13 protein-coding genes are annotated in these 11,354 nt (G+C 46.6%); all 13 read right to left on the bottom strand.

All coding sequences use genetic code 11. The annotated features are described in order from the left end of the window. Window positions 1-683 (bottom strand): FAD-dependent oxidoreductase (locus tag AC1U9U_RS13285; protein ID WP_479961031.1); only part of this gene is annotated, 683 nt, incomplete at its 3' end. Next, window positions 683-1,534: a sulfide/dihydroorotate dehydrogenase-like FAD/NAD-binding protein gene (locus AC1U9U_RS13280; RefSeq protein WP_479961030.1), complete on the bottom strand. Its 852-nt coding sequence runs from the start codon at window positions 1,532-1,534 to the stop codon at window positions 683-685. The genes AC1U9U_RS13285 and AC1U9U_RS13280, both read right to left, overlap by 1 nt. A 47-nt stretch (window positions 1,535-1,581) precedes the next feature. Further along, complete coding sequence (locus tag AC1U9U_RS13275; protein WP_479961029.1) at window positions 1,582-2,565, bottom strand: Kae1-like domain-containing protein; 984 nt, start codon at window positions 2,563-2,565, stop codon at window positions 1,582-1,584. Continuing rightward, the gene (nusB, locus tag AC1U9U_RS13270; protein WP_479961028.1) at window positions 2,543-2,989 is read right to left on the bottom strand and encodes a transcription antitermination factor NusB; all 447 of its coding nucleotides are present in this window, start codon (window positions 2,987-2,989) and stop codon (window positions 2,543-2,545) included. The genes AC1U9U_RS13275 and nusB overlap by 23 nt, the downstream gene beginning before the upstream one ends. A 214-nt stretch (window positions 2,990-3,203) precedes the next feature. Continuing rightward, the gene (gene amaP, locus AC1U9U_RS13265; protein ID WP_479961027.1) at window positions 3,204-3,728 is read right to left on the bottom strand and encodes an alkaline shock response membrane anchor protein AmaP; all 525 of its coding nucleotides are present in this window, start codon (window positions 3,726-3,728) and stop codon (window positions 3,204-3,206) included. 60 nt (window positions 3,729-3,788) lie between these two features. Continuing rightward, entirely contained in the window at window positions 3,789-4,187 is a 399-nt protein-coding gene (locus tag AC1U9U_RS13260) for an Asp23/Gls24 family envelope stress response protein (RefSeq protein WP_479961026.1), read from the bottom strand. 97 nt (window positions 4,188-4,284) lie between these two features. Then, a complete protein-coding gene (gene accC, locus AC1U9U_RS13255; RefSeq protein WP_479961025.1) occupies window positions 4,285-5,631 on the bottom strand; it encodes an acetyl-CoA carboxylase biotin carboxylase subunit in 1,347 nt (448 codons plus the stop codon). 10 nt (window positions 5,632-5,641) lie between these two features. After that, window positions 5,642-7,516 (bottom strand): acetyl-CoA carboxylase biotin carboxyl carrier protein, encoded by a 1,875-nt coding sequence (accB, locus tag AC1U9U_RS13250; RefSeq protein WP_479961024.1) that lies wholly within the window; start codon window positions 7,514-7,516, stop codon window positions 5,642-5,644. A gap of 238 nt (window positions 7,517-7,754) precedes the next feature. Beyond that, on the bottom strand, window positions 7,755-8,318 hold the full coding sequence (locus AC1U9U_RS13245) for a SpoIIIAH-like family protein (protein WP_479961023.1): 564 nt from the start codon (window positions 8,316-8,318) through the stop codon (window positions 7,755-7,757). Continuing rightward, window positions 8,318-8,872, bottom strand: coding sequence for a stage III sporulation protein AH (locus AC1U9U_RS13240; protein WP_479961022.1), 555 nt, complete (start codon window positions 8,870-8,872; stop codon window positions 8,318-8,320). Before AC1U9U_RS13240 ends, AC1U9U_RS13245 begins: the two co-directional genes overlap by 1 nt. A 180-nt stretch (window positions 8,873-9,052) precedes the next feature. Beyond that, a complete protein-coding gene (locus tag AC1U9U_RS13235) occupies window positions 9,053-9,640 on the bottom strand; it encodes a stage III sporulation protein AF (protein ID WP_479961021.1) in 588 nt (195 codons plus the stop codon). Window positions 9,641-9,653: 13 nt separating this feature from the next. Beyond that, window positions 9,654-10,895, bottom strand: coding sequence for a stage III sporulation protein AE (gene spoIIIAE / locus AC1U9U_RS13230; RefSeq protein WP_479961020.1), 1,242 nt, complete (start codon window positions 10,893-10,895; stop codon window positions 9,654-9,656). Between the two features lie 9 nt (window positions 10,896-10,904). Continuing rightward, entirely contained in the window at window positions 10,905-11,291 is a 387-nt protein-coding gene (gene spoIIIAD, locus AC1U9U_RS13225) for a stage III sporulation protein AD (RefSeq protein WP_479961019.1), read from the bottom strand. Window positions 11,292-11,354 lie beyond the last annotated feature (63 nt).

Below are 11,354 nucleotides of genomic sequence, written 5' to 3'. Positions count from 1 at the left end.
GCATCATAGCCGTTTTGCATAAGCTCATGAACAGAAGTCACCTTACCAACTACTTGGTTAACAAGAATTTCTACGCCCATTGGCTCTAAATTGCAAATTTCCATTTGCACAATTTCTTTGGGCAGACGGAATTCGGGGATACCGTACATAAGAACTCCCCCAGCCACGTGAAGGGCCTCAAAGATGGTAACTTTATGACCGGCCTTTGCCAAATCTCCGGCACAAGCCAGTCCCGCCGGACCGGCACCGATGACAGCAACTTTTTTACCGGTAGGCTCCGGAAGTTCCGGAACTTTACAGCCCTGACTAATTTCATAATCAGCAACAAAGCGCTCTAAGCGACCGATGGCAACCGGCTCACTTTTAATACCAACAATACATTTGGCTTCACATTGACTCTCTTGAGGGCAGACTCGACCGCAGACAGCGGGTAGCGAGCTGCTCTGCTTAATAACGGCGGCAGCTCCGAGGAAGTCGTCATCTTTGATTTTCTGAATGAACTCGGGGATAGAAATATTTACAGGGCAGCCTTGAACGCATTTAGGATTTTTACATTGCAAACAACGTTCAGCCTCTGCCATAGCTACTTCTCGAGAATATCCTAAAGCGACTTCATTAAAATTATGAGCGCGCTCTTTAGGATCTTGACAAGGCATTTCATGACGGGGTACTTTCAAAGCCATTATTGCTGCTCCCCCTTTCCGCAATCACAGTCTTTGGAAATTTTGGCGCGTTCTTCCTCATCTTTGTAGAAAGCCAGACGTTTCATAGCCAGATCAAAATCTACCAGGTGTCCGTCAAATTCCGGACCATCAACACAGGCGAATTTGGTTTCATCACCCACACTAAGACGGCATGCTCCACACATGCCGGTGCCATCGACCATGATGGGGTTCATGCTGACAATGGTTTTGATACCCAAGGGACGAGTAAAGTTTGCAACTGAGCGCATCATCACAACCGGGCCCACCGCCCAAATGGCATCTACCTTTGTTCCTTGAGCAAGAATCTGTTCGAGACCGTTGGTGACAAAGCCTTTTATCCCTTTGCTACCATCATCGGTGGCAATGATCAATTCATCACTGATAGCACGCATTTCATCTTCGAGAATGAGGATATTTTCACACCGTGCACCAATCACGGAGATAAGCTTATTACCTGCTTCCTTTAAGGCACGGGCAATTGGATAAACAGGGGCAACCCCTAATCCTCCGCCGATACAAACTACCGTACCATAATTTTCAATTTCAGACGCTACTCCTAATGGTCCCACAAAATCTAGAAAATAGCTTCCTTCCTCCATGGAATTAATCATGGCAGAGGAATATCCTACATCCTGAATGACAATGGTGATTGTGCCCTTTTCCCGATCAAAATCCATGACCGTAAGGGGAATCCGCTCAGATCTTTCGTCCATTCGTACAATCACGAATTGACCTGGTTCGACTTTTGCCGCGACTGCCGGAGCTTCTACTTCCAGCAAAACAATGGCAGGAGCCGAAGCAAGCTGCCTTCTTTTCACTACCCGATACACGTGCACTCCTCCTAAACTTTATATAAAAAAACGTAATAACTAAATAACTATTCGCTGTCATCGGCTATATTTCCTGCCTGATGCAATTTTCCTAATATTTTTTCCGATGTCAGAACTGCTACACCAATGGCATTATCTCTGCTCCAATTGGGAAGCGCCCAGAAAAATTCGGCCACCTTAGCCAATCTATTACTCAATTCCTTGCGAATGTACTGATTGGAAGCAACTCCGCCAACGATAAGAACCTTAGTTAAACCCGTTTTATTGATGCCGGCTTGAATCAATTTTGCAAGAGTACGAACTATGCATCCTTCAACCGCCCTGGCTACATCAGCTGATTCTTTTCCCTGAACAATCAGACGTTGGGCTGCCGTCTCTACTCCCGAAAAACTCACTTCAAATCCTCTCACCGCTGAAGGCAGCCAGGTGGCCGCCTCCGGATTGGCATTACGGGCCATTTCTTCGAGGCTTTTTCCCGCCGGGAAGGGTAACCCTAAGCGAACACCCACCCGGTCAATGAATTGTCCGGCATGTAAATCCGTTGTTCCGCCTAAAATCTCAATTTCCAGTCTTCCCGGCTCAGCACGGTGGACTTCCAGCAATTCCGTAGTCCCACCGGAAATATGAACCGCCAAAAAATGCTGCGACCGCATTCTACCGGAGATTAGTCCGGCGGCTAAATGCCCTTCCTGATGGCTGGTTTCGAGCAAAGGAATTCTTAAAGCCGAGGCTATTGCTGAGGCCACCCCAAAACCCGGTGTAAAAACAGGCATATAGGATTCTTTGAGCGGGCGGGGAGCTGTGCTTACGCCGATGCCGGCAATTCTCTCCCATTGTTTCCCCGGTACCGCACCCACAAGGTGGGGCAGGTTTTGCACATGCTGAAAAAGGGCCGCCGATTGAGCAAGCCCTCTTTCCCCTTTTGGAACAGCCAAGACCTTTCTGTCTTCATAGATAAGCTCAGCCTGATCGTCCACAATCGCTAAGGAAGTAGTATATGCACTTGTATCAATTCCCAGATAGAGGGTCATTCCCTTTTCCGTCCTTTTTATCTACACTTTCAATGATTCGATCCAAAATACCGTTGATAAATTTCCCCGACTCATCACTGCTATAGCGTTTAGCAATTTCAATAGCTTCATTAATTGTCACACGACCGGGGATATCCTCCCGGTAGAGGATTTCATAACAAGCCAATCGCAAAAGATTGCGATCAACATTAGCCATGCGGGACAAAGACCAGCCCTCGGAAAGCTTTTCCAGTTGCTCGTCAATTGCCTCTTTATATTTTAAGGTCCCTTCTACCAGCTCTAAAGCAAAAGGAATACTTCCTTCCGGTACGGCGAATTCCTCCGCCCATTTGCTAATCACTGGCTTCAGACCCTGTGTCTCCCCAGTCATATCCAACTGGAACAAGACTTGCAGCGCGGTTTCCCGTGCTAATCTCCGGCTCATATGCTCCTCCTATTATTGAAACAGAGGGACGTTCCCTTGTCTCATAAAATATGTAGTATTATGTTGCACCTCAAGCTTTAAAGCTATCCCTAGTGCTTTCCGTTCATTTCAAGCAGAGGGACAAGTTCCTTGTCCCAAAGTCTTGTCATACTCATAGAAAACCCGGCTTCGCCGAACATTGGACTTATTCATCGTTGAAGGCTCAGAACAATCTTCATCGAACTCGTACCTGACGGGTCCCTTGAGCCTGTTCGATGCGGCGTACCAGTACTTTCACTTCGGCTACTTTAATACCGGTAAAGCGTTCCACATCCTCTTTGGTCCGAGTTTGCAGCTGCTCAGAAACCTCCGGGATAATCACTTCAGGGTTCAACTGACAATCTAACAGAATTTCTAAGCCATCTTCTCGCTGTTTAATCAAGGGTTGAACCTGGCGGACTCCGTTCATCGCCATAGCACTGCGTACAATCAAATCGCCAATAGCCCCTACCGTGACTCTGACTTCGCCTAGTTGAGAAACGGTTCGAAATGTATTATCAGGTACTTTGCGCTGTTTAAAAAAGGGCAGAAGTCCGAGGATCAAAATAAAAATTGCCATGACCAGACTTTCCCAGGGATTAACTCTTAACCACTGAATCCCGTCCAGCAAAAGAGCATAAGGCAAGCCCCATCCCGTACTGAGGGCGAGAATATATGAGGCGATCCCGATTAAAAAGGCACCAAAAATATACCCCAACAATCTTTTCACCACCTAGATTTGGATACCCCCCCTGGACTTCAGGGGGGGTAATCTAATAGCTTATTTTAGCCGAGGAACTTCTTCATCTTTAATCTCAGGAGCTGGACGAAAATTAACCCCCTGGACATGGACGTTGGTTTCAATAACTGTGAGTCCCGTCATACTTTCAATAGCTTCTTTCACTGCTCCTTGAACCTTTAAGGAAACCTCCGGTATCGATACCCCGTATTCGACTACAAGGTATAGATTAACTGCGGCTTCTTGTTCACCGACTTCAACCTTAACACCCTTAGAAAGATTCTTGCCCCGCCCGAGCATCTGAGCAATATCACCCACAAAGCCGCCGCTCATTCCGGCCACACCCTCAACTTGAGAGGCTGCCAAACCGGCAATAATCTCAACTACCTCGTCGGAGATCTTTACGGTACCCAAGGCGTTCTCTATATCTGGTTTTTCCATATGTTCACCTCATATCCATATTAATCCGCAACTATCTTTTGTCATTATAACAAAAGAATACCCCTCTGGCAAAGGTGAATCGTGTTGCAAGCTGTTGCTACTCTCCTAAAATCCGCCGTTGAATAAAATTAGTATAAACTTCTCCTCTTCGGAAAAAAGCATTGTCCAGCACTCTAAGATGGAAAGGAATGGTGGTGTGAATTCCTTCAATAACAAACTCATCTAGGGCCCGCTTCATTCTCTGGATAGCCTCTTCCCGATCAGCCCCCCAAACGATCAGCTTCCCTACCATAGAGTCGTAATAGGGAGGGATCATATACCCTTGGTAAGCAGTACTATCCACTCGCACCCCGGGGCCACCGGGGGGATGATAAATTTCAATAGTTCCCGGTGAAGGCATGAAATTCTTATCCGGGTTCTCCGCATTGATCCGGCATTCCATAGCCCAGCCCCGAATCTGAACATCTTCCTGACTAATACCCAGAGGCTCTCCGGCTGCCACACGAATCTGGGCTTTTAAGAGATCGATACCGGTAACCAATTCCGTTACCGGATGCTCCACCTGAATCCGCGTATTCATTTCAATAAAATAATAATTGCCATGCTTATCAAGCAGAAATTCAATTGTACCGGCACTGGAGTAATTAGCCGCTTGTGCAGCCTTTACTGCGGCCTCTCCCATTGCCAGCCGCAATTCGGGAGTAAGCGCACTGGAAGGGGCTTCTTCCAAAAGCTTTTGATTACGCCGTTGCAAAGAGCAATCCCGCTCCCCCAAATGAATCACGTTACCGTGTTTATCGGCAAGTATCTGAAACTCAATATGGCGGGGTTCTTCTACATATTTTTCCAGATAGATCTCCCCATTGCCGAAAGCAGCTTGAGCCTCATTTTGAGCCGCTTGAATAGATTTGGCTAATTCCTTGGCGTTCTGAGCAATGCGCATGCCTTTACCCCCGCCCCCTGCTGAGGCTTTAATCATCACCGGATAGCCGATCTCTTTAGCTAATTTTTCGGCATATTCCACATCGGTGATCACCTCTTTAGAGCCGGGAACCACAGGAACACCTGCTTCAATCATGGTCTTGCGAGCGGTAGCTTTATCCCCCATCATCTCAATTGCTTCAGGGGATGGCCCGATAAAGGTGATGCCGCAGGATTCACAGATTTCGGCAAAACGTGCATTTTCTGATAAAAAGCCATAACCGGGATGAATAGCATCCACACCGGTTAGCTCAGCCGCACTGATAATATTGGGGATATTCAAATAACTTTTTGCCGAGGGATGGGGACCGATGCAAATGGCCTGATCCGCTTCACGAACATGCATCGCCTCCCGGTCCGCTTCGGAAAAGACCGCTACTGTCTCAATATCCATTTCACGGCAAGCACGAATAATCCGTAGGGCGATTTCTCCTCGGTTGGCAATCAATATCTTTTTAAACATACTTATCTCCTTATTTTTCAACGGCAAATAAAGGTTGCCCATATTCTACAGCCTGACCGTTAGCAACCAGAATATCCACGATTTTGCCGCTAAGCTCTGCTTCGATCTCATTCATCAGCTTCATAGCTTCAATAATGCATACTGTCTGTCCTTCCTGAACCTGCTGTCCCAATTCCACGAAAGCCGGGGCATCCGGAGCAGGTGAACGATAGAAGGTTCCAACCATAGGCGACTTGATATATTCCACATTGGCCTTGGGGGCAGCTGCGGCCGCCGGAGTCACTGAGGCAACCTTTGCTATTGGCACAAGGTCAGCAGGTGGTACAGGTTGGACACTAACCTCTGCCACAGTCCCCATCACAGGCATTGCCGTGGCCGCTACGGATGCGGTTCCTTTTTTGATAGAGACTTTAACCCCTTCGCTTTCTAAATTCAGCTCAGTGATATCTGTGTCTCCAAGTAATTTAATTAGTTCCTTAATTTCTTTCAAATCCATTTTCGGATCCTCCTTCAAAGCTGGGGTTACCGCCGGTTTCTTAGCCGAAACCGTAAGTCCTTTTTGTCTTTCTAAAAAGAACTTTTTCGCCACTTGAGGAAAAAGAGCATAACTCAAGACATCTTCTCGGGATAAGGCCAGGTACTTGCATTCTTGTTCAGCCTTTTCGAGACCAGGTGCTAAATTGTCTGCAGGACGGATAGTGAGAATATCCTCGTCCCCAATAATCAGCTTACGAATTTCCGGATCAATAGGTGCAGGGGGCTTTCCATAAAGTCCGCCCACATAGGCCTTAACCTCTGCCGGCACTAATTTATATCTTGCCCTGCTTAGCACATTTAATACAGCTTGAGTTCCCACAATTTGGCTGGTTGGCGTTACCAAAGGTGGATAACCCAATTCTGCCCTAACACGGGGTATCTCGTCAAGCACCTCATTGATCCGATTGAGCGCTTTTTGCTCTTCCAATTGGGAGACAAGGTTGGAAATCATTCCTCCCGGAACCTGATGCTCAAAGACACGCATATCGGAAATCCGGGTGATCCCCCGCTCAAAGCCACGGCTTTTACGAAGGTCCTCAAAATAATTAGCGATTTGAAAGAGCCCATGCAGATCCATTTCCGGGGCAAATTCAAATTCCTGCAGTGCCCGCACCACCAGTTCAACCGGCGGCTGACTGGCACCAAAGGCCAAAGGAACGCTGGCAGTGTCGATCACATCTACCCCTGCCTCGGCAGCCTTAACGTAAGCAATGGTTCCCATACCACCGATATAGTGGGTATGTAGCTGTACCATTATGCCTAGCTCGTCCTTAAATAGTTTTACTAATTTATAAGCCCGTTGGGGTGTGAGTAAACCGGCCATATCCTTAATACAGATTGAATCCGCACCCAGTTCAACCAGGGCTTTGGCCGTCTCTAGATAATGTTCCAGCGTATGAACCGGGCTGATCGTATAGACCACGGAAGCCTGAACATGGGCTCCGGCCTTTTTCGCTTCATCAATTGGGACTACCATATTACGCACATCATTTAAGGCATCAAAAATGCGGATGATATCGATTCCATTTTTCACGCTTAGCCGGATAAACTCCCGAACTACATCATCTGGATAATGCTGATAGCCTACTAAAGACTGACCTCTAAGGAGCATTTGCAAAGGAGTTTTTTTGACGTGTTGTTTAATGATCCGTAATCTTTCCCAAGGATCTTCTCCCAGATAACGAAGACAAACGTCAAAAGTTGCCCCTCCCCAGACTTCTAAAGAGTGATAGCCCACCTGATCTAATTCGCTTAAAATCGGGACCATATCTTCAGTTTTCATCCGGGTCGCCCAAAGGCTTTGATGCCCATCGCGAAGTGTTGTATCTGTAATTTTTACCGGTTTCATCAAACATAACCCCTCTCATGCCCTTTTCACTTATGACTTTAGATTACGTTTTATTATATGAAACTGGCAAGCCTTTTTCAACGAATCTGGTAGAAGTATACAATATCATACAAAAGTATACAGTATATAGCTTGCCGCGAGGCCACTTCACCCGGTCGCGCCGGTGCACTTACAGCCACGCAAGGATTTAATCTCCTAATGGTATGTGCAAGAAGCTACTTAATCAAGATACTGTTTTCTAATACCTGTAAGATATCCGAATCTGCTCCTTTGCCATATCGGTGACCCGAAGAACCGCATCTTGGATCAATTTAATTTCCTCGGAGCTTAACTTAGGAGCATAAACAATCACCGCAACCTCATTAGCCCCCAGATCAGCCACCACATCTTGGATTCCACTGATTTTAAGGAGATTTTCTATCTGATCTTCTTTTTCGATTTTGTGGGTAAGTTGAAGCCATTTTTCCTGTGCCTCTCCCCTGGTCTTTTCCACATTAGAATTTATAAGGGGGGCCAGCATCTCCTTTGCTTCTTGACGGGCAGCTTCTCGTTGCAGCCGGTAATTGACAAAATAATCCTGCCCTTGAGGCTGGTGCTTAACGACTTCTGTAGAGAAGGCAATATCACCTGCCAGGGCGGTGACCGGAAGGCTCTCCTGACTGGGAAGACTGGAGGGCTCATTACCGAATACCAGGCTTAGGCAAGTGCCGATGATCAGGCAAAAAACCAGGATTCCCCCAGCCACTCCCAATTTTTGTCCTTTAGAAAAGTCGCGCCAGCGCTTGAAAGTAAAAACTTTCATTATACTCCCCCCATTGGTTGGACATTGATCTTATCTGAAGAGATATCTAACAAGGTCCTTACCGCATTATGAACATTCTCCCGTACTTTAGGATCACTGGCGCCTTCCGCAATGATTAGAACCCCGGCAACTGTCGGGCGTTCCTCCATGACAATAACCGGCTGGGCGGCGCCACTAGGCATCACTAATTGATTATTTTCCGTTACCTCGGTGGATTCCCTTATTCCGCCATTCTTGTCGGACTCCTTGGTGGTCTTCTTAGTAACGCTGCCATTGGTAGCATAGTCGGACCTAAGGCTTGAGGACAAAGTCACTGAGACTTGGACGCTCCCTACTCCGGCCATCTGTTGGAGGTTTTGAACCAGTTTCTTTTCCATCTCCTTTTCCAATGTACTGATCCGTGTAACCTCAACAGGGTCAGCGGCTTGTACAACCTGGGTCAGCGGTTCTACTTTCTCACTACCGATTTTCCCATAGAAAATCATCATAATCGCCGCCACTACCACCACCGCCGGAATTAAAATTTTAGGTTGGATATCCTTAAAAAGATTCATTCGAAACTCCTCCTAATTATTTTTATCTCTAATACTTCACAGCAATCAACATAAAGAAAACATCGAAATTAGTATTGGGTCAAGATACTTCACTTCGTTCAGTATGACATCAAGCAGTGTCATCCTGAGCACTTGCGAAGGATCTTATTCTATCTGTGATGACCCCTGGGAGCATGTATTTTAATTCTCCGTCACGATAACCCGCTCTAAAGGCAACTGCATAAAAGCAGCCACTTTTTCCTGCACTTCCCGGGCCGGTTCCGAAAGAACCGGTTGTTTTTCTGTTGTTGAGCTAAGGTCAATAAGAACTTCTTCGACAGGTTGAACCCCTTGCCCGGAAGATTCCAGGCGAATATAAATGCGATTAATTTGGGGTATATCTGTTAACCCCCCAGACCCCCTTGCTAGCTCCACACTTACCTGAGGATCCTTCACACCCTTAACTGCTGTGGCTATAGCACTTACCTGATTAATCACTATGGTTTTGTACTGCTTCTGAACAGCATTGGTCCCCATCTTCTCCCCCTCTTCCCCGGAAGCCAAAACAGGCAATTCCTGGGCATCAGTCTTTATCCAAGCCGGTACCGCCGTTTCCATAGTCATTCCCAGCAATGAAGTAATAGGGGTGAGGATCGCGGAGATCACGAATAAACCCATCACTAATTTGATAAAACCCTTCATGGACTTGGAAGGAAGGAGCATTTCTAAAAAACTGGCCAGCAATAAAATAATCGCCAAATTGCGGACAAGAGTTTGTAAGTTTTCCAAGACTTCACCTCCTTTAGCGAAGCATTACGGTCAAATTGCCGGAACCAACTACCACGGCAACAGCCATAAAAAACATGATCGCAACGGAGGCTACTGAAGCGAAGATAAAAATTAAGCTTTTAGACATTTCCTGAAGCGTATCGGCTAATTCCTTTTGACCAAGGGGCTCAATCAAGGCGGAAGATATCTTAAAAACCAAGATCATAGCCACTAGTTTTACCACCGGACCCAAACAGATCAGTGCTATCGCGATAATAGCTACAATTCCCAAAGCATTCTTCAATAAGAGCCCGGAGGTCACTACCAGTTCGACAGCATCCTTGAAGAACTTACCCACCACCGGAATAAGATCGGCGGAGTATTTTGCCGTACGCAAAACAACCCCATCAGCAACCCCTCCGGTAACCCCCTGTACGGCCATGGCCCCAATAAAAACAGTCATAATGATTCCTAAGCTAAGTTTTCCTGTAAACTCCAGAAGTCCGGCCAACTTACTCAGTTTGAACTCACTGGATATTTGATTAAAAAGCTTGAGTACCGCTGCCAGAAAAAACAAGGGCAGAGCAACAGTCTTAATTAAAGTCGCCAGAAAGGTTAAGCTGCCCAGGACTACCGGTTTGAATAGAGCAGCGGTGGTTAAACTGCCCATAGCCGCCAGCATCGTCATCATTACCGGCAGGAGAGTCTGCATGAATCCCGTCATAGTTTGGATTGCATTACCGGCTAATTCCATAGCCATTTGAAAAGTGGCCAAGGCTATACCCATCAGAACTAAAAAGGCCAGAGCTTGGGCCATCTTCCCCACCCCTCCACTGAAGGCTGATTGCAGCTGTTGAAGGACAGCGGTAAGAACGGCCAGGATTAAAAGTTTACTGATGAGTGGAGCGCTGGCAAGAATTTCTCTTCCCAATAAAGCCAGCAGGGATTTCCCTATTACCACCGGATGAAGACTAATATTGCCCTGGCGAAGATCATCAAAGAGGCGGGATAAAGAAAAATTGGGCAAAGCCTCCTGAACATCTCGGTCAATTTGATCCAAGAATCCCCGGACCCCGGTTAGATCCACTTGATTAGCCAGATCGAGGGAAGGATCCGGCTCTTTATACCCGGTTGCCCCATTAAGTTCGACCTCAATAGGCTCAATCTGAATAGGACTAACTTCAACCGTATTTTCCCCTGCGGCGTAGACTAGAGGGGGAGTTGTCCCACCCCAAATTAAAAAAAAGAAGAAAAAGCTAAGTATTACTCGCTGCATTTTTTCACCTCACGGTACGAGTCTCATTATGGACTCCAGTATCGCTACGATAATAGGTATCGCCAAGACTAAGACCCCCACTTTGGCGGCGATCTCAATTTTCGTTGCTAGAGCTTTTTCATCCGCATCCCTGCAGATATCAGCGCCAAATTCCGCTAAATAAGCGACCCCGACGATCTTAAGGACTATGATTAGATAATATGAGCTGATATTCGCCTGATCCGCAAGGTTCTGAAGCAAATCAATGATGATCTTGACCTTGTCCAGGATCAGCATAAAGATTATTGCCCCAGTTAAGATGGTAAGTTGAAGGGCAATTTCTTTGCGAAACTGTTTTAGAATAAGCCCCATAATGGAGACTACTAAGGCGATCCCTACAATCTGCCATATTTCCACATCCAGACCTCCCTAATAGATCTGAAATACGCTGCGCACAAGGTTAAAGAGGTCGGCCACAGC

This window comes from Desulfitobacterium sp. (assembly GCF_982384815.1).
This window is presented reverse-complemented; position numbering and strand designations above follow the sequence as displayed.

What these genes read in the sequence shown, in the direction of transcription:
- AC1U9U_RS13275 (WP_479961029.1), bottom strand. Translation starts at nt 2,565, where the DNA reads ATGACCCTCTATCTGGGAATTGATACAAGTGCATATACTACTTCCTTA.
- nusB (WP_479961028.1), bottom strand. Translation starts at nt 2,989, where the DNA reads ATGAGCCGGAGATTAGCACGGGAAACCGCGCTGCAAGTCTTGTTCCAG.
- AC1U9U_RS13260 (WP_479961026.1), bottom strand. Translation starts at nt 4,187, where the DNA reads ATGGAAAAACCAGATATAGAGAACGCCTTGGGTACCGTAAAGATCTCC.
- accC (WP_479961025.1), bottom strand. Translation starts at nt 5,631, where the DNA reads ATGTTTAAAAAGATATTGATTGCCAACCGAGGAGAAATCGCCCTACGG.
- accB (WP_479961024.1), bottom strand. Translation starts at nt 7,516, where the DNA reads ATGAAACCGGTAAAAATTACAGATACAACACTTCGCGATGGGCATCAA.
- AC1U9U_RS13245 (WP_479961023.1), bottom strand. Translation starts at nt 8,318, where the DNA reads ATGAAAGTTTTTACTTTCAAGCGCTGGCGCGACTTTTCTAAAGGACAA.
- AC1U9U_RS13240 (WP_479961022.1), bottom strand. Translation starts at nt 8,872, where the DNA reads ATGAATCTTTTTAAGGATATCCAACCTAAAATTTTAATTCCGGCGGTG.
- spoIIIAE (WP_479961020.1), bottom strand. Translation starts at nt 10,895, where the DNA reads ATGCAGCGAGTAATACTTAGCTTTTTCTTCTTTTTTTTAATTTGGGGT.